Genomic DNA, 17329 nt, shown 5'->3' with positions numbered 1-17329 from the left:
CCTCGCATCCCGGGGCGTGTCTCTTGACAAACACGACGGGCTGAGCAGGGCCCGACCCCCGTCGGGACCGGTCTATCGTGGCGACATGAGCGAGCTCTCCGCCCCCACCGGCCGCGAACCGGCCCTCGTCGCACGGCCTCGACCGGATGGTTCCGCGCCGCGCGCACTCGTCCTCGGAGCCACCGGATACCTCGGCGGGCGGCTCGTCCCGCGGCTCCTGTCGGCGGGGTACCGGGTGCGCGTCCTCGTCCGCACCCCGGCGCGACTCGCGGCGTTCGTGTGGGGGAGCGAGGTCGAGGTCGTGGAAGGTGCTGCCGAGGACGCGGATGCCGTGACCCGGGCGGTCGACGACGTCGACGTGCTCTACTACCTCGTCCACTCGATGGGCGGGGGCGACGACTTCGAGACGAAGGACCTGCGCGCGGCGGAGACGGTCGCCGACGCGGCGGCCGAGGCATCCGTCGGTCGGATCGTGTACCTCGGCGGGCTGCACCCGGCGGGTGTGACGCTGAGTCCTCACCTGCGCTCGCGGGTCGAGGTGGGCGCGACGCTGCTGCACAGCGGGGCGCCGACGCTCGTCCTCCAGGCCGGTGTCGTCATCGGATCGGGGTCGGCCTCGTTCGAGATGGTCCGTCACCTGACCGACGTGCTGCCGTACATGCCGGCGCCGAAGTGGGTGCGCAACCGCATCCAGCCGATCGCCGTCCGCGACGTCCTGCACTACCTGCTCGCTGCGGCCCACGTGGATCCGGAGGTCAATCGGGCGGTCGACATCGGCGGCCCCGACGTACTGCGCTACGGCCAGATGATGAACGGGTACGCGGTCGAAGCCGGGCTCCGCCAACGCGCGATCGCGGCGCTGCCGGTGCTGACTCCCGGACTCGCCTCGCACTGGGTGAACCTCGTGACGCCCGTGCCGCGGGCGATCGCCCGCCCGCTGATCGCCTCGCTGCAGAACGAGTGCATCATGGACGACCACTCCGTCGACGACCTGCTGCCGCGTCCCGAGGGCGGATTGACGCCCTACCGCGAGTCCGTGCGGCTGGCGCTCCGCAAGGTCGAAGCCGATGCCGTCGAGACCAGCTGGCAGGACGCCGAGGTCTCCTCCGTGCCGAGCGACCCGCTGCCCAGCGACCCCGAGTGGGCGGGCCGGCTCGTCTTCACCGACGAGCAGTCCGCGACGACGTCGGCGAGCCCCGAGCAGCTGTGGCGCGTCATCGTCGGGATCGGCGGGGAGAACGGCTGGTACTCGTCGCCGTTCCTCTGGGCGGTCCGCGGCTGGATGGATCGCCTCGTCGGCGGTGTCGGCCTGCAGCGCGGTCGCCGCAGCCGCGGCAAGGTCGCCGCCGGCGACGCGATCGACTTCTGGCGCGTCGAAGCCGTCGAGGAGGGCCGCCTGCTGCGCCTGCGCGCCGAGATGAAGGTGCCCGGGCTCGCCTGGCTCGAGCTGCGCGCGAAGCCCGAGGGCTCCGGATCGCGGTACGAGCAGCGGGCCGTCTTCTTCCCGACCGGGCTCGCCGGCCGGCTGTACTGGTTCGCCGTCCTGCCCTTCCACGGGTTCATCTTCAAGGGCATGGCGAACCGCATCGCGGCGGCGGCGGAGCGCGAGGCCCCCACGACCTGAACCGCGGCGCGCTGAGGTTCAGGCGGGCGTCAGCCGTCCGCCCGCGACGCGCACCGTGCGATCGACGAGGGATGCCGGGACCCCGGCGTGCGAGATCAGCACGACCGCGTGCGACCCGTCGACGGCGCCCAGCAGGTCGGTCAGGAGCGCATCGGCGGCGGCCGGATCGACACCTGCCGTCGGCTCGTCGAGGATGAGCACGGGGAACCCGCGCAGAAGCGCCCGCGCCAGGGAGATGCGCTGCGCCTGCCCGCCCGAGACGAGGGCGCCGCGCTCGCCGACCCGCGCGCCCAGCCCCCCGCGGGCGCGGAGCCACTCGCCGAGCCCGACCCGTTCCAGCACGGCTTCGAGCTCCCCGTCGGTCGCGGTGTCGCGAGCGAAGAGGAGGTTCTGCCGGATGTCCTCGTCGAAGAGCATCGGATGCTGCTCGCACAGTCCTACGGTCAGGCGCAGGTCGTCGGGCGCGATCTCGTCGACCGAGCGTCCGCCGATGGAGTACTCGCCGGTGACGGCGAGGAACCTCACAAGGGCGTGAGCGAGCGTCGACTTGCCGGCGCCGCTCGCACCCACGATGTGCAGGCGCTCGCCGGGGTGCACGTCGAGGTCGACGCCGGTCAGCGCAGGCGCCGCGGCGCCCGGCCAGCGCACGTCGACGCCGCGCAGCCGGAGCCCGTCGCCGAGTGATGGAGCCTCGCCGGTCGGAGTCCCTTCTGCCGGGATCTCGCTCGGGACCTCTTCGGGCACGACGCCGGCGACACGGGATGCCGCGGCCCGCACCTGCCGCCGGGCGGACGCGGCGAGGGGGACGCCCGTGAAGACCTCGAACACCGCCATCGGCACGAGGACGGCGACGCCGAGCGCGGGGCCCGACAGACCACCGGCCGCGACGGCCGGGGCGGCCACGAGGAGGGCCGCGACCGTCGCGACGCCCGCGGCGAGGGAGACGAGGGCGGCCGTCCCCGCCTGTGCGCCCGCCCGACGGAGAACGGCACGGCGGAGGGCGGCATCCGCGTCCTGGACGGCGGCGCGCGAGGCGGACTCCGCACCGAAGGCGACGAGGACGTCGAGCCGCGAGAGGTGATCGAGGACCGCGTCGCGCAGTCGCGCACGGAGCGGGGCGATCGATCGCTCCGCCCGCGCCCCCGCCACCCAGCCCCACGCGAGGGCGGCGACCGCGGCGCCGAGGAGGCAGGCGAGCAGGGTGAGGGCGGCCGGCCACCACACGAGTGCGACCAGGAGCACCGATCCGATCGCCACCGTGGCCGACGAGACGAGCGGGAGGATCACGCGGAGCGACAGGTTCTGCAGTTCGTCGACGTCGTCGACGAGGGCCGCGGAGGCGTCGCCGCGCGATGACGAGGCGAGTCCCGCGGGGGCGTGTGGGAGCAGCCGCCGCACCAGATCGGTCCGCGTCCGGGCGAGCTGCCGGAGGACGGCGTCGTGACTGGACAGGCGCTCGGTGTAGCGGAAGAACGCGCGGGAGAGGGCGAAAGCACGGACGCCGACGACGGCCATCGTGACGTACATGACGAGCGGTTGCTCCGAGGCCCGGACGATGAGCCACGCGCTGACGGCGAGGAGCGCGACGGCCGACGCTTCGGACAGGAACCCGGATGCGAGTGCGGGCCAGAATCTCCGCGGTGTCGGGACCGCGTCGCGGAGGACGTCACGCATGGTCGTCATGCGGTGACCTCCGCACCGCTCAGGCGCACGACGCGATCGGCGATGCCCCGGGCGCTCTCACGGTGCGAGACCAGGACGATCAGGGCCCCGGCATCCGCCACCTGACGCAGGGAACGCCACAGGTGGGCCTCGGCGTCGGCATCGAGGGCCGCGGACGGCTCGTCGAGGGCGAGCACAGGAGCGTGGCCGCGGAGGTGCCGGGCGAGGGCGCGGGCGACGGCGACGCGCTGCGCCTGCCCGCCCGACAGCCCCGCGCCCTGCACGCCGAGCATCCGGGCGGGGTCGAGGGCGCCGAGGCCCACGAGCGCCAGGGCTTCGCGGACCGTCCGTTCCGGCATGTCGTCGTCGCCGAGGCGGATGTTCTGCGCGACCGTGCCCGCGGCGAGACCGGCGCGCTGTCCCGCCCATCCGAGCCAGGCCGACGGCGCGAGCGAGCTCGCCGCGACGCCGTCGAACTCGATGCGTCCGGTCGCGGGGGCGAAGCCGAGGAGCGCGTGGAGCAGGCTCGATTTGCCGGCACCGCTCGGCCCTTCGATCAGGACGATCTCGCCTGAGCGCGCGTCCAGGGTCACGGGCGGCAGATCGCGCACACGCACGTCCCGCACGCGCAGCACGTGGTCCGTCCCGGTCGGCGCGGGTGCCGGCGCGATGTCTGCGGATGCCGCGGCGGCATCATCGAGCACAGCGAAGACGTCCCGCGTGGCCGCTACCCCCTCGCTCGCGGCGTGGAACTGCACGCCGACCTGACGGAGGGGCAGGAACGCCTCCGGTGCGAGGAGGAGGACGAACAGGCCGACGCTCAGGGTGAGGGAGCCGTCGATCAGGCGGAACCCGATCGCGACCGCGACGATCGCAACGGAGATCGAGGCGAGGAACTCCAGTGCGAAGCCCGAGAGGAACGAGACTCGGAGCACCGTCATCGTCTCGCGGCGGTAGTCGTCCGTCACTCGCTCGATCGCGTCGGCGGCGCGACGCTGACGGCCGAAGACGGTGAGCGTCGACAGTCCTTGCACCGTCTCGGAGAACCGGGTCGCGAGCCGGGTCAGAGTCTCCCACTGGCGGCGCTGCACGGAGCGCGTCGCCAGGCCGATCAGGATCATGAAGATCGGGATGAGGGGAAGGGTGAGGAGGACCGTGAGGCCCGAGATCGCGTCGGCCGACCACATCGCCGCGACGAGGATCGGCGTCGCGATCACGGTCTGCACGAGCTGGGGCAGATAGCGCCCGACGTACGGTTCGAGGGCGTCGAGTCCGCGCCCCGCCACGAGGGCGAGGTGCGACGTGCTGCGCGACGCCGTCCACTCCGGGCCGAGCTGCGCGACGCCGTCGAGCACGGCCGCGCGCAGCTGCGACTCGACGCGTGCCGACGCGCGCGCGGCGACGCGTTCACGGATCAGCGCGAGCACCGAGCGGGCGACGACGATGCCCGCGAGGGCGAGAAGGGTCCCGGCCAGGTCGGCCCCGGCGATCGCATCGACGATCGCTCGGGTCGTGAAGAAGGCGAAGCCGACGATGACCGCCGTCTGCAGGAGGGACAGCAGGGCGATGACGACGAAGAACGATCGGGATGCCGCGGCGTACCGCCACAGGCGGGGGTCCACCGGCGGCTGCCGCGGCTCGGTCTCGTCAGGCATGGCTCGATCCTCCCGCGGGCTCAGTGAGCAGCCGCGGCATCCGCCTTCTCGATCTGCACCCGCGAGATGCGCTTGCGGAACACCCAGTAGGTCCAGGCCTGGTAGGCGAGGATGCCGGGCAGGAAGATGACCGCCGCCCAGGTCATGACGCCGAGCGTGTAGTCGGTGCTCGAGGCGTTCTCGATCGTGAGCGCGTTCGCCGGATCGGTGGAGGACGGCATGACGTAGGGGAACAGGGCGAACCACAGCATCAGGACGGCGCCGACGATCGTGACCGCTCCGAGGGCGAACGCCCACCCGTCGCGGCGACGGAGGTTCGCGACGGCCGACCCGAGCAGCGCGAGCGCGGCGGCGACGCCGCATCCGATCACCGCCGCCAGCGCCGGTGCCTCGCGATCCATCGCGATGACCGTGGTCCAGACGACGGTCGCGGCGGCGAACGCGATCGTCGGGAGAGCGACGCGACGTGCCAGGCGGTGCGCTTCCTCCTTGACCGTGCCGTCGGCCTTCAGTCCCACGAAGTACAGCCCGTGGAGGAAGAAGAGGAGGAGCGTGGTCGCCCCGACGCACAGTGCGTAGGGGTTCAGGAGCGTCAGAAGCGAGCCCGTGACGTTCTTGTCGGCGTCGATCGGGACGCCCTGCACGATGTTGCCGAACGCGACGCCCCACAGAAGCGCCGGGATCACGGAGCCGATCACGATCATCCGGTCGAAGCCGCGCTTCCACGCGAGTCCTTCGCGCTGGTGTCGGTACTCGAACGAGACGCCGCGCAGGATGAGGGCGAGCAGGATGAGCAGCAGCGGCAGGTAGAACCCGCTGAACAGGGTGGCGTACCACTCCGGGAACGCGGCGAACAGGCAGGCTCCGGCGACGATGACCCAGGTCTCGTTGAGGTCCCACACGGGACCGATCGTGTTGATGACCTGGCGCCGCGACACCTCGTCTCGGCCGAGGAACGGCAGGCTCATCCCGACGCCGAAGTCGAACCCGTCGAGGACGAAGTAGCCGACGAAGAAGACACCGACGATGAAGAACCAGAGGTAGGCGAGATCCATGGCGTGCTCCTAGTAGACCGTCGAGGGGGTCTGGTCGACCGGCAGGTCCCGCGGGTCGGGGTCATCGGGTCCGGGCAGCGGGTCGGGACCCTGCTGCGCGGCTTTGAGGATGAGGCGGAACTCGACGACCGCGAGCGACGCGTAGATCGCGGTGAAGGCGACCAGCGAGATGAGCACGGTCCAGGCGGGGACGTTGGGGGAGACCCCGTCCGCGGTGTGCATGAGACCGAAGACGATCCAGGGCTGGCGACCCATCTCGGTGAAGATCCAGCCCACGAGGCTGCCGAACAGCGGGAGCGGGGCGGACCAGATGGCGACGCGCCACATCCAGCCGGCGACGGGACGCGTGGCCTTCTTGCGGGTGACCCAGAGACCTGCGACCGAGATGAGGGTGGCGATGCCGCCGAAGCCCATCATCCAGCGGAACGACCAGTAGGTGACCCAGATCTCGGGCATGTAGTCGATGCCGGAGCCGAAGCGCGCCGTGTAATCGGCCTGCAGGTTGTTGAGGCCTTCGACGCAGCCGTCGAGTGTGTGCGTCGAGAGGAACGACAGCAGGTACGGGACGCGCAGCGACCAGACCTCGGCCGTGCCGTCGGGGGTGCCGATGGAGAAGATCGAGAAGGATGCGTCCGCCCCGCACGCGGTCTTCCAGAGCGCCTCGGCGGCCGCCATCTTCATCGGTTGCGTCTGCACCATCACGAGGCCGAGCTGATCGCCGCTGATCGCCGTGCCGACGAACGAGATGATCATGAACCACATCCCGTACCGGAGCACCGGACGCATCGTCTCGAGATGCTGGCCGCGGCGCAGGTGGTAGGCGGCGACGGCGATGATGACGGCCGCGGTGAACATGAACGCCGCGAAGATCGTGTGCGGGAAGGCGGCGAGGGCGACCGGGTTGGTCAGCAGCGCGAAGAAGTTCGTCAGTTCGGCTCGACCGGTCTCGGGGTTCAGCGTGTAGCCCACCGGGTTCTGCATGAACGCGTTCGCGGTGAGGATGAAGTAGGCCGACAGGATCGAGCCGAATGCGGTCGCCCAGATGGTGAGGAGGTGGATGCGGCGCGGCAGCTTGTCCCACCCGAAGATCCACAGCCCGATGAAGGTCGCCTCGAAGAAGAACGCCATGAGGCCCTCGAAGGCGAGCGGAGCGCCGAACACGTCGCCGACGAAGCGCGAGTAGTCCGACCAGTTCATGCCGAACTGGAACTCCTGGACGATGCCGGTGACCACGCCCATCGCGAAGTTGATCAGGAAGATCTTGCCGAACAGGCGCGTGATGTGCAGCCACTTCACGTCGCCCGTGCGGTGCCAGATCGTCTGGAAGATCGCGACGGTGAGCGCCATGCCGAGCGTGAGCGGCACGAACAGGTAGTGGTAGAGCGTCGTCAGTCCGAACTGCAGGCGAGCCAGGATGAGCGGGTCCAGAAAGTCCACGGGCTTGGTCCTTCCACGGGTATGTTCCGACGGTACGACGCGGTCCCGATCGCGGGATCGGATCGGGCCGTGCAAAACACCCGGATGCCGCCGCGCCGCACCACCCCCATGGTGGGAGCGGTCTCCGCCCCCTACGGTGGGCCACATGACTCGTGGCGAATCCTCCCGTGTTCCCGCGATGATGCGGCGGATGACAGCGCTCACGGCGGTCTGGGTGACCGCGGTGCTGATCCTCACCGCGGGACCGGCCGCGGCCGGGACCGTCCCCACCCCGTCGCCGACCCCCACTCCCACCGCGAGCCCGACTCCGACGCCGACGCCGACGCCAACGCCGACGCCGACCCCGAAGCCGACGGTCGCTCCGACCCCGAAGCCGTCGCCGTCGCCCACGCCGACGCCGACCCCCACACCTTCGCCGGATGCCGGTGCACGCCTGGCAGCGCCCCCGGCCCCGCGCATGCCCTCGATCACGCGGATCAGCGCGCCGACGGCCGCTGACCAGACGATCACAGCGAGCCGCACGCTCTTCCCCGACGGCAGCACGGAGGTCGTCGTCTCGGCCGCCAAGCGTCACGACGCGCAGACCGCGGCCTACCTCGCCGGCGCCCGCCGCGCACCCCTCCTCTACGTCGCGCCCGATGCGATCCCCGCCGCGATCACGGCCGAACTGAAGCGGCTGCGGCCCACCCGCATCCTCGTCGTCGGGTCGACGGCCTCCGTCGGGACGAAGGTGGCGGGCCTGCTCGGCGCCATCGCTCCGGTCGAGCGGATCGCCGGCGGTGACACCTACGCGCTGTCGCGAGCGGTCCTCCGATTCCAGGGCCCGGTGAAGCGGGTGTACATGGCCGACGGTCGCACGATGGGCACCGCTCCGATCGCCGCTGCGGCCGCGAACGCCACCGGCGCGGGCTTCATGGCGGTCGACGGCCGCGGGACGGCGTCGACCGCGACGATGGACGCGCTCCGGGCGGTGGGGGCGAAGGAGGTCGTCCTCACGAACGTGATGTCGATGATGGGTCGGAACTTCGTCGACAAGATCAGGGCCGCAGGCATCAGCGTCCGGCGCCTTCCCGGCGGGACGAACGAGGCGATGGCCGTCTCGGCCGCCGGAGAGTACCCCGCCACGACCACCCGCGCCGTCGTCGTCTCGGGCGCGGACGCGCCCAATTATGAGACCGGCACGGCGGCGGCGGTCGCCGGTGCGCTCCGCCAGCCCTTCCTCTACGCCCGCACCGAGTGCGTATCGGATGCCGCCGCAGCGATGCTCGACCGGCGCAAGGATTCCGTCCTCGCGATCGGCTCGACGAGCCGGCTCAACGCGACGGTCATCTCCGGCGACGGGTGCACGGCCGTCCGGACCGCTGCCGCCGACACGCTGCGCGCGAAGATCACGGCGGCGACCAAGCGGCATCCGTCATCGTCGTACGCCGTGACCGTGCGGCAGATCGGCGGGCTGGAGGTCGTGTCGGGAGTGACCGGTGCCACCCGCCGCGAGCCGGCCAGCATGATGAAGCTGTTCGTCGCCTGGGCGGCGCTGACCCGGGTGGACAAGAAGCAGGCGTCGCTGTCGACGAAGCTGTCCTCGGGGCTGACCGTGAAGGAGTGCCTGCGAGAGCTCATCTGGATGTCGGACAACTACTGCCACACCGACCTCGTCCACTGGATCGGGATCTCTAACCTGAACAAGCAGATCGCCGCCGGCGGGTACGGCCAGACCTCTTACGGGCGCGTCCTCAAAGGGCAGGACGTCCTCTACGGCGGCAACCGCACGACGTCCAACGACCTCAGCCTGCTGCTGTCGCGGATCGAGAAGAAGCAGCTCCTGAGCGCGTCGAGCAGGGCGCTCATGCTCGACCTCATGCACACGCAGCTGTTCCGCTCCCGCATCCCGAACGGCATACCCGCCTCCGCATGGCAGGCGTCCAAGCCCGGCTCCCTTTGGGTGAAGGGCGGCTTGCTCCAGGCGGACACGGCGATCATCCGGGGCCCGAAGGGGACCTTCGTGCTCACGGTCATCGGTGACGCCGGATCGTCGAAGGCCGGCATCCGCGACATCGCGCGCACCGTCTACTCGCACGTCAACGGCTCCTTCGGCGCGGCCGCGAACCATTCGGACCTGCACGTGCGGACCACGAAGAACGCGACGTGGCGGAAGAGCGCGGGCGGCGCGGTCGGCGGAACGGTGCCCGTCGGCACACCGCTGCAGGTCTCGGACTCGAAGCGGCACTGGTACAAGATGCACTACCGCGGCGGCTACGCGTGGATCTGGTACTCGTCCGTGCGCAGCAACCTCGCTTACTGACTCACGCGTCGGGGCGCCGGCGAAGCAGCTGGATGACGCATTGCTGCGGGTCGCAGGACGAACGCATGCCGTCCACGGCGAGCGGTCCGCCCGCCTCGCGGAGCGCCCCCTGCATCAGCCCGAGGTGGACCTCGCACAGGGTCTCGCGGTGATCTGCCTGGTCGGCGGCGTGGGCGCACGGAGTGAGATCGATCGTGAGGCCGTCCTCGTCGATCTCCGGATCGAACCCGCCGTCGAGGAGCTGCTCGACGAGCGCATCGAGCTGATGCTGCTCCTCGCCCGTGAGGGTCCCCGCGGTCTCGGGCATGACGCGGCGCATGAGGTCGCCGCGCTCGACCGCGGCCTGCACCTTGCGACGGTGCTCGGGGCTCGACACGCTCGCACCGTCGACCGCGCGGTAGAACACGCGGGGGCGTCCGCGGATGGTGCGATTCTCGACCTCGGTGGCCACGAAGCCGCGCTCGATCAAGCGCTGCAGGTGCTCGCGCACGGTGTTGGGGTGCAGTCCGGTGGCTTTCACGAGCTCGCCGACGGTCTGCTGCGGAGTCGTCTGCAGCAGATGGAGGATCGCCACGCGCGAGGACGTGGAGATCGCGTTGTAGGCCGTCGGGCGCCGGGCCGTCATGGCTCCATTATCGCGGGATGCCCGGTGCTCGGAGGCGGCCCCAGGATGAGATTCCGCCCTTAATCTGGAGGGCATGCGGCACCCCACTCCAGACCCCGTCGGCCCGGGACAGGAGAGCGTCTGGGACTATCCCCGACCCCCTCGCGTCGAGCCGGTCCGCGGGACCGTGACGATCACCCTCGGCGGCGAACGCATCGTCGCCACGAAGGGAGCGCTGCGGGTCCTCGAGACGAGTCATCCGCCCGTCTACTACCTGCCCATCGCTGACTTCGTCCCGGGCGCGTTGACGCGGGCGCCGGGAGCGTCGTTCTGCGAGTTCAAGGGCGCCGCGCGCTACCTCGACGTCCACGGGGGCGGGCGGACTGTGCCCGGCGCGGCGTGGAACTATCCGAACCCCGAGCCCGGCTACGAAGAACTCGCCGATCGCGTGGCGGTGTACGCGCAGGAGATGGACGAGTGCACGGTCGCCGGCGAGGTCGTCACTCCGCAGCCGGGGCGGTTCTACGGCGGGTGGATCACCGCTCGGGTGGTGGGACCCTTCAAGGGCATCGCGGGGTCGATGGGGTGGTGACCCCTCCCTGAGCGACCCCGGCGGTCAGAGCCCGAGCGACGGCTGCGCGTCGGGGGAGTCGCTCTCGCGCGGCTCCTGCCGGACGAGATCGGCCACGGAGCCCAGGATCTCGTCGGGACGGAACGGATAGCGCTCGATCTCGGCGCTGTCGCTGATGCCGGTGAGGACGAGCACCGTATGGAGTCCCGCCTCGATTCCCGCGACGACGTCGGTGTCCATGCGGTCGCCGATCATGCCGGTGTTCTCGGAGTGAGCGCCGATGCGGTTGAGCGCCGAGCGGAACATCATCGGGTTCGGCTTGCCGACGACGTAGGGCTCTTTGCCGGTCGCCTTGGTGATCAGCGCCGAGATCGCGCCGGTCGCGGGCAGGACCCCCTGGGTCGAGGGCCCGGTCGCGTCGGGGTTGGTGGCGATGAACCGCGACCCGGCGCCGATGAACCTGATCGCCTTGGTGATCGCCTCGAACGAGTAGTTCCGCGTCTCGCCGACGACGACGTAGTCGGGGCTCGTCTCGGTCATGATGAAGCCCGCCTCGTGGAGCGCGGTCGTGAGACCTGCTTCGCCGATGACGAAAGCCGTGCCGCCGGGCTTCTGCGAGGCGAGGAAGTCCGCGGTGGCGAGGGCCGACGTCCAGATCGACTCCTCCGGGACCACGAGGCCCGAGGCGCGGAGCCGTGCGCTGAGGTCGCGCGGCGTGAAGATCGAGTTGTTGGTGAGGACGAGGAACGGGGTGCCGTCGTCGCGCCACTGCTCGAGGAGCTCCGCGGCGCCCGGGATCGGCGTGTTCTCGTGGACGAGGACGCCGTCCATGTCGGTCAGCCAGCACTCGATGTCCGCCCGGGTCCGCATGCCTTCACCCTACGCCCGCGGCTCGTTCGGCCCGGGTAGGGTGATGGCGGTCCGGTCCATGGCTCGACTTTGGTTAGGCTTTCCTTACTTAGCTCCGAGGAAAGGTCCTGCTCACCATGTCCCCACGCTCACGACTGGTCCTCGCCTCCGCGGCCGGGATGATCGCTCTCGCTCTGGCCGGATGCACCGCCGCCGCCGCGCCCGAATCGGCGAGCGGATCCGCGGCCCCGGGAACGCGATCCGTCGAGCACGCCCGCGGCACGGCTGACGTGCCCGACCAGCCGGAGCGCGTCGTGACGCTCGAGCCGCTCGAGCTCGACACAGCGGTGGCCATCGGCACCACGCCCGTGGGTGCGGCCGTAGCGGGGAACGTGACGGAACTGCCCTCGTACCTCGGGGTCTCGGACGTCGCTCCCGTCGGGACCGTCCCCGAGCCCGACCTCGAGGCGATCGCGGCGCTGAAGCCCGATCTGATCCTGGGCACCGAGTCGCGGCATTCAGAACTCTACGAGCAGCTGAGCGCCATCGCCCCGACGGTCTTCATCGCCTCGCAGGCCGACCCGTGGCGTGAGAACGCCACGCTCATCGGCGAGGCGCTGGGCCGTGAGGACGAGGTCGCCGGTCTCCTCACCGGTGTCGACGATGAATGCGCGCGCCTGAAGAGCGAGTACGCGCTCGACGGTCAGACGGTGCAGCTCATCCGCCCGCGCGACGAGACGACGCTCAGCCTCTACGGCCCGGTCTCGTTCGCCGGCAGCCTGCTCGAATGCGTCGGCTTCACCATCCCCGACCGGGAATGGGAGGACGGCCTGCAGGCGGACCTGTCGCCAGAGAACATCGCGTCGGCGACGGCGGATCACGTCTTCGTGACGGCCGCGGACGTCGACGACCGTTCCGCGATCCCCGCTGCGGTCGCCAGCGCGTTCCCCGATGCGACGCTGGTCGACACCAGCACGTGGGTGTCCGGCGTCGGCCCGAAGGGGGCCGAGGCCGTCCTCGGCGACATCGAGCGGTACCTCTCCGCGAACCGGTGACCGTCACCACGCGCCCGGGTCGAGGCATCCTCAGCGTCGGTGTCGTCGCGGCGACCCTCGCCGTCGCCGTGATCGCGTCGCTCGCGCTCGGCGCCAACCCGCTCGCCCCGCCGGCGGTGATCGACGCGCTCGCCGGCAGGGGGACGAGGGAGACGTCTTTCGTCGTCTGGGACCTGCGGGTGCCGCGCACGGTCGTCGGCCTCATCGCCGGCGCGGCGCTCGGCGCGGCCGGAGCGCTCATGCAGGCGTTCACGCGCAACCCCCTCGCCGATCCCGGGCTCCTCGGGGTCGGTGCGGGGGCGGCGTTCGCCGTCGCGCTCGGCGTGTCCCTGTTCGGATTGTCCGACCCGGGAGAGGTCGTCTGGCCCGCCTTCGCCGGCGCGCTGCTGGTGACCATGGCGGTCTCCGTGATCGGTGCGAGCGGGCCGGGCGGACCGGTTCGCCTCATCCTCGCGGGTGTCGCGCTCGGCGCCGTTCTGTCGGGCATCACGACCGCCATCACGCTGACGGACCCGGAAGCCTTCGACCGGATGCGCGGATGGAACGCGGGGTCCCTGCTCGGAGCAGGGCTGGACGACCTCGGCGCCATCGCCCCTTTCGTCGCCGCGGGTGCCGTCCTCGCGTTCGCGCTCGCCCCCGGACTCAACGCGATGGCGCTCGGCGACGACGTCGCGCGCTCGCAGGGAGTGAACGTCGGCCGCATCCGGATCGGAGTGATCGTGGCGGTCACCCTCCTCGCCGGGGCTGCCACCGCGATCGCGGGGCCGATCTCGTTCGTCGGCCTCATGATCCCGCACGTCGTGCGGTGGATCGTCGGACCCGATCAGCGTGCAGTTCTGCCGCTGTCGCTGCTGGCCGGCCCTGTCGTCGTGCTCGCCGCCGACATCCTCGGCCGCGTCGTGATCGCCCCCGCCGAGGTCCCGGTCGGGGTCGTCGTCGCCTTCGTCGGAGCCCCGCTCCTCATCGCGCTCGCGCGTCGACGGACGGCGGGGGCCCTGTGATGGTCGCGACCGTCGTGGACCGTGCGGGCCGAGTGGGGCGACCGGCTCGGTCCGTCGCCGCCGGGCGGCGGCGCGTGCTCGCGGTGGGGGTCGCGGCATCCGTCGTGCTGGTCGTGCTGGTCACCCTGGGTCTGATCCTCGGGGACTTCCCCGTCCCGCTCGAGCGGATCCCAACGATCCTGGCGGGCGGCGGCGAAGGGATCGAACACACCGTGGTCGTCGACTGGAGGCTGACGCGCGTGATCGCCGCGGTCGGGGTGGGGGCGCTCCTGGGCATCGCGGGTGCGCTGTTCCAGACCGTCACCCGCAATCCGCTCGCGAGTCCCGACATCCTGGGACTTTCGAGCGGTGCCTTCAGCGGCATGCTCCTGACGCTGGTGCTCGTGTCCGCGAGCTGGCAGGCTCTCGTCGCCGGATCGCTGGTCGGCGGGCTCGTGACGGCACTCGTCATCCAGATGCTGGCCTCGCGCGACGGACTGCAGGGCTTTCGGATCGTCGTGGTCGGCATCGGGGTCTCGGCGATGCTGGCGTCGCTGAACACCTGGCTGTTGCTGCAGGTCGAACTCGAGACCGCGATGTTCGCATCGGCGTGGGGTGCCGGATCGCTCAACGGCGTCTCCGCAGGCCCCGTCACCGGGGCGCTCGTGGCCGCTGTGCCGATCGTCGTGGGGGCGTTCTGCCTCGTCCCACGGATGCGCCAGCTCGAGTTGGGGGACGATCTCGCCGCGGCCACGGGGGCGCGTCCGCACGCCGTCCGGGCCCTGGCGTTGCTCGCGGGGGTGGGCCTCGTGTCGGCGGCGACCACTGTCGCAGGCCCCGTGGCCTTCGTCGCCCTGGCGGCTCCGCAGATCGCCCGCCGCCTCGCGCGCACGCCGTCGCTGCCGCTCGGACTGTCGGCCCTCCTCGGAGCCGCGGTCCTGCTCGCCTCCGACCTCGTCGCGCAGCACGCGCTGCCCGCGCCCCTCCCCGTCGGCGTCGTCACCGTCTCGGTCGGCGGCCTCTACCTTCTGTCCGTCATCGTCCTGGAGCTCCGTCGCCGTGCCTGATCGCCCACCCGCTTCCCTCACCGTCGAGCAGGCCTCCTTCGCCTATGCCGACACCCGCATCGTCGACCAGCTCTCGCTGCAGATCGAACCGGGCTCGTTCACCGTCGTCATCGGCCCGAACGCGTGCGGCAAGTCGACGCTTCTGCGCGGTCTCGCGCGCCTGCTCGCACCAGAGGAAGGGCAGGTCGTCCTCGACGGCCGGTCGATCGCCGGGATCCCCGCCAAGACGCTCGCGCGGCGGATGGGGCTTCTGCCGCAGACCGCCGTCGCGCCCGAGGGGATCACGGTGCGCGACCTCGTCTCGCGGGGTCGGTATCCGCATCGGGGGATGCTGCGACCCTGGTCGCCGACCGATGAGTCGGCCGTCGTCGAGGCGCTCGCCGCGACCGGGACGACCGAGTTGGCGGACCGGCCGGTCGACGCACTGTCGGGCGGGCAGCGCCAGCGGGTGTGGATCGCGATGGTCCTCGCGCAGCAGACCGAGGTGCTGCTTCTCGACGAACCGACCACGTACCTCGACGTCGCGCATCAGGTCGAACTGCTCGAACTCCTTGCGGCCCTCCACGAGCAGGGCCGGACGATCGTCGCCGTCCTGCACGACCTCAACCAGGCGGCGCGCTACGCGACGACCGTCGTCGCCATGCGCGACGGGCGGGTGATCGCCGAAGGGCCGCCTGCCGAGGTCGTCACGAGCGAGAACGTGTCGGCCGTCTTCGGCCTCGCCAACACCGTCATCCCCGATCCCGTCACGGGAGGGCCGCTCGTCGTCCCGCTCCGTGCGCCCCACGTCACGGAGGTCCGACCATGACCGCAGTCCTCGAGCGCCCTTGGGCGTACAGCGCCTTCGAGGTGGAGGTCGCCGCGACCGTGCGGCTGAGCATGAGGTTCATCCGGATCACGCTGCGCGGCGACGCACTGCGGAACTTCGCGGAGTGGGGTCTCGATCAGCGCATCAAGCTCGTCCTGCCGCTCCCCGGTGGCGGCCTCGCCGACTTCGGCCTGCTCGACGAGCCGACGCCCCACCCCTCCGATTGGTACACGCGGTGGAAGGAGCTCGACGAGACCGAGCGGAACGTGCTCCGGACGTACACCCCCGCCGCGATCCGAGCAGACGACGGCGAGATCGACGTCGACGTCTACCTGCACACCCCGGCAGGGCCGGCGTCTGCGTGGGCTGCGTCTGCTCGCCCCGGCGACCGCCTCGTCGTGACCGGACCCGACCGCCGCATGGGGTGGACGGGGTACGGCCTGCACTGGCATCCGGGTTCGGCACGTCGGGTGCTGCTCGTCGCGGACGAGACCGCGTACCCCGCGGCGCGCAACATCGTGTCGGCGTTGCCCGACGGTGTCGTCGCCGACGTGATGGTGGATGCCGCGGCTCCGGCGGACGACCTGCTGTCACCGCACGTCGCCGCGCCTCACCGCGCTCAGCGCATCGACCGCGACGATGCCGGGGGTCTCGAGCGTGCCGTCGCGGCGTGGGCGGATGCCACGGCGGATCTGCCGCGGGACGAGGTCTACCTCTGGCTGGCCGGCGAGTCCGGCACGGTCACCTCGCTCCGGCGTCTGCTCACCGGCCGGTTCGGTGTGCCGAAGGATCGGGTGTCGTTCCTCGGCTACTGGCGCGAGGGCGGCCCGCTCGTCGGCTGAGCGGGGGAGGGGTGGACGCCTACGAGGTGCCGGCGAAGGGCGGCGATCCACTCGTCCGTCGCGTCGAGGTGCGCGTCATGACTTCCCCGTGTGAGGTCGGCACGACGTGTCTGCGGGCGGCGGGCGATCAGCTCGTCGCGCTGCGCCGCGCTGAACATGCCGTCCCTCCCGAACACGACGAGGGTCGGCACGGTCAGGCTCTCCCACGCCGTCCACTGAGGTCGATGGACGTCCTCGAGGGTGGTCGCCATGACGTCCGCGTCGAATCGCGGAGAAAGGCCACCGTCCGCATCCACGAGGTCGGTGATCCAGGCGCAGGAAAGGGGTGAGTCGCCGAGGAACGCGAGCGCGGCGTCGGGGTCGGCGAACGGTGTCGGCCAGGAGGCGAAGAAGGTGCCGACGGCCGCAGCCTCGCCGGGGCGTCCTCCCTGCGCATGACCTTCGAGCATGACGAGGTCCGAGACGCGATCGGGGTGGGCCGAAGCGGTCAGGAACGCGGTGTGCGCGCCCATCGACTGACCGACGAGCGTCGCCGGCTCCGCGGCCGAGAACAGATCGATCACTGCAACGACGTCATCGACGAACGCGGAGCGCGAGAGGTCCGCCGGTCGTCGCGTGCTCCGTCCGTGCCCGCGCTGGTCGAGGGCGACGACGTGGAAGGAATCCGTGAGTGCGTCGGCTGTCGCGATCATTTCGGTCGCACTCCCGGCCAGGCCGTGGAGAAGGATGAGAAGTCGACCCTCTCCGCCCGCGTCGAGGACGGACAGATCGACGTCGCCGCGAGACACGGTCCGCCGGGTGATCGCCACAGGGTCACG

General features: G+C 71.3%; 15 protein-coding genes. 8 read left to right on the top strand and 7 right to left on the bottom strand.

The window, feature by feature from the left end; all coding sequences use genetic code 11:
• Positions 1-85: 85 nt before the first annotated feature.
• Positions 86-1624 carry an SDR family oxidoreductase gene (locus BLR68_RS09840; RefSeq protein ID WP_018186990.1) on the top strand — a complete coding sequence of 513 codons (1539 nt, stop codon included), beginning with the start codon at positions 86-88 and terminating at the stop codon, positions 1622-1624.
• A gap of 18 nt (positions 1625-1642) precedes the next feature.
• Here the strand turns inward: BLR68_RS09840 and cydC are convergent, their stop codons facing one another.
• The 4 genes from cydC to BLR68_RS09820 are packed head-to-tail and all read right to left on the bottom strand — an operon-like array spanning position 1643 to position 7433.
• On the bottom strand, positions 1643-3307 hold the full coding sequence (gene cydC, locus BLR68_RS09835; protein ID WP_018186991.1) for a thiol reductant ABC exporter subunit CydC: 1665 nt from the start codon (positions 3305-3307) through the stop codon (positions 1643-1645).
• On the bottom strand, positions 3304-4941 hold the full coding sequence (gene cydD / locus BLR68_RS09830) for a thiol reductant ABC exporter subunit CydD (RefSeq protein ID WP_018186992.1): 1638 nt from the start codon (positions 4939-4941) through the stop codon (positions 3304-3306). Before cydD ends, cydC begins: the two co-directional genes overlap by 4 nt.
• A gap of 20 nt (positions 4942-4961) precedes the next feature.
• The gene (gene cydB / locus BLR68_RS09825; RefSeq protein WP_018186993.1) at positions 4962-5996 is read right to left on the bottom strand and encodes a cytochrome d ubiquinol oxidase subunit II; all 1035 of its coding nucleotides are present in this window, start codon (positions 5994-5996) and stop codon (positions 4962-4964) included.
• Positions 5997-6005: 9 nt separating this feature from the next.
• On the bottom strand, positions 6006-7433 hold the full coding sequence (locus tag BLR68_RS09820) for a cytochrome ubiquinol oxidase subunit I (protein WP_018186994.1): 1428 nt from the start codon (positions 7431-7433) through the stop codon (positions 6006-6008).
• A 145-nt stretch (positions 7434-7578) separates the two neighbouring features.
• Between BLR68_RS09820 and BLR68_RS09815 the strand changes: the two genes are divergently transcribed.
• Positions 7579-9735, top strand: coding sequence for a class A beta-lactamase-related serine hydrolase (locus BLR68_RS09815; protein ID WP_256335365.1), 2157 nt, complete (start codon positions 7579-7581; stop codon positions 9733-9735).
• A 1-nt stretch (position 9736) separates the two neighbouring features.
• Here BLR68_RS09815 and BLR68_RS09810 read toward each other — a convergent pair whose 3' ends face one another.
• Entirely contained in the window at positions 9737-10360 is a 624-nt protein-coding gene (locus BLR68_RS09810) for a helix-turn-helix transcriptional regulator (protein WP_018186997.1), read from the bottom strand.
• Positions 10361-10433: 73 nt separating this feature from the next.
• On the opposite strand from BLR68_RS09810, the gene BLR68_RS09805 reads away from it, so the two are divergent.
• Complete coding sequence (locus BLR68_RS09805) at positions 10434-10931, top strand: DUF427 domain-containing protein (RefSeq protein ID WP_018186998.1); 498 nt, start codon at positions 10434-10436, stop codon at positions 10929-10931.
• A gap of 24 nt (positions 10932-10955) precedes the next feature.
• On the opposite strand, the gene BLR68_RS09800 is transcribed toward BLR68_RS09805, so the two are convergent.
• Entirely contained in the window at positions 10956-11780 is an 825-nt protein-coding gene (locus tag BLR68_RS09800) for an HAD-IIA family hydrolase (protein ID WP_018186999.1), read from the bottom strand.
• A 116-nt stretch (positions 11781-11896) separates the two neighbouring features.
• Between BLR68_RS09800 and BLR68_RS09795 the strand changes: the two genes are divergently transcribed.
• Genes BLR68_RS09795 through BLR68_RS09775 form a run of 5 tightly spaced genes read left to right on the top strand, consistent with a single transcriptional unit; the run spans position 11897 to position 16511 of the window.
• The gene (locus BLR68_RS09795; RefSeq protein ID WP_026302875.1) at positions 11897-12814 is read left to right on the top strand and encodes an iron-siderophore ABC transporter substrate-binding protein; all 918 of its coding nucleotides are present in this window, start codon (positions 11897-11899) and stop codon (positions 12812-12814) included.
• Positions 12811-13815, top strand: coding sequence for a FecCD family ABC transporter permease (locus BLR68_RS09790; protein WP_018187001.1), 1005 nt, complete (start codon positions 12811-12813; stop codon positions 13813-13815). The genes BLR68_RS09795 and BLR68_RS09790 overlap by 4 nt, the downstream gene beginning before the upstream one ends.
• The gene (locus BLR68_RS09785) at positions 13815-14861 is read left to right on the top strand and encodes a FecCD family ABC transporter permease (protein WP_018187002.1); all 1047 of its coding nucleotides are present in this window, start codon (positions 13815-13817) and stop codon (positions 14859-14861) included. Before BLR68_RS09790 ends, BLR68_RS09785 begins: the two co-directional genes overlap by 1 nt.
• Positions 14854-15669, top strand: coding sequence for an ABC transporter ATP-binding protein (locus BLR68_RS09780; RefSeq protein WP_018187003.1), 816 nt, complete (start codon positions 14854-14856; stop codon positions 15667-15669). The genes BLR68_RS09785 and BLR68_RS09780 overlap by 8 nt, the downstream gene beginning before the upstream one ends.
• Positions 15666-16511, top strand: a complete 846-nt coding sequence (locus BLR68_RS09775) for a siderophore-interacting protein (protein ID WP_018187004.1) — start codon at positions 15666-15668, stop codon at positions 16509-16511. The genes BLR68_RS09780 and BLR68_RS09775 overlap by 4 nt, the downstream gene beginning before the upstream one ends.
• Here the strand turns inward: BLR68_RS09775 and BLR68_RS09770 are convergent.
• Positions 16478-17320, bottom strand: coding sequence for an alpha/beta fold hydrolase (locus BLR68_RS09770; RefSeq protein WP_018187005.1), 843 nt, complete (start codon positions 17318-17320; stop codon positions 16478-16480). The genes BLR68_RS09775 and BLR68_RS09770 overlap by 34 nt on opposite strands.
• Between the last annotated feature and the right edge of the window lie 9 nt (positions 17321-17329).

The sequence above is a fragment of the Microbacterium sp. 77mftsu3.1 genome, assembly GCF_900100525.1.
In the GTDB taxonomy this organism is placed as follows: domain Bacteria; phylum Actinomycetota; class Actinomycetes; order Actinomycetales; family Microbacteriaceae; genus Microbacterium; species Microbacterium aquilitoris.
This window is presented reverse-complemented; position numbering and strand designations above follow the sequence as displayed.